Origin of the sequence: Arsukibacterium sp. MJ3 (assembly GCF_000987765.1) — a bacterium.
GTDB lineage: Bacteria > Pseudomonadota > Gammaproteobacteria > Enterobacterales > Alteromonadaceae > Alishewanella.
This window is the reverse complement of record NZ_LAHP01000115.1, coordinates 1-620: the sequence shown is the minus strand read 5'-3', so window position 1 is coordinate 620 and position 620 is coordinate 1. Positions and strand designations below refer to the sequence as shown.

The window sequence follows — 620 nt, the reverse complement described above, 5'->3', positions numbered from 1 at the left end:
GATAAACAGCTTATCACCGGCTTCGTGATGTTGCCGCATAGAGCGTTTTTGCACGGCGCACCAGCGCCGATAATGCTCGCAGTACTGCGTGTAGCCAAGTGCTTTACTGCCATGCTCTGCTTGGTACTCCTGCCATAACAGCAGTTTGGTTACGCCTTTCCTGCGCAGCTCAATATGCATCTGTGGCCACTGGGGTAACACACGTTGCGTACTGTAATCACGACTAGGGAATAACTGTTTGTCGAGGTTATCAAGCAGATAATCGGCTGCAAGCGGCCAACTCAGACCTAAATTGTTGAAGCGGATAACCACATCACTGATGGTCGCTCGGCCAATATTCAGTGCTTGAAAGATTTGCCGATCGCTTAACTTAGCCTCAAATTTAAGGCGGAATATATCCAGATAAGTGTGCATATTTGTCCTTACCATTTTCTTTTTACGTGTCATAACTACTCCGACAAACAGTTAAAAAACTGTTATGCCAAAGTTCGTAAAACGAAGGAAGAACAAACTGGCCGGATGATACCGAAACAGGTGGCCGGATGATGCCGAAATCAGTGGCCGGATGATACCGAAATGGGCGGCCGACTCATGCCGAAATCGCTGGCCGGATCATCCCG

The 620-nt window shown here is 48.2% G+C and carries 1 pseudogene; it reads right to left on the bottom strand.

Annotated features, from left to right (window positions below):
• Window positions 1–447: pseudogene (locus VT06_RS17050) on the bottom strand (IS21 family transposase); the annotation flags it as partial.
• Window positions 448–620 lie beyond the last annotated feature (173 nt).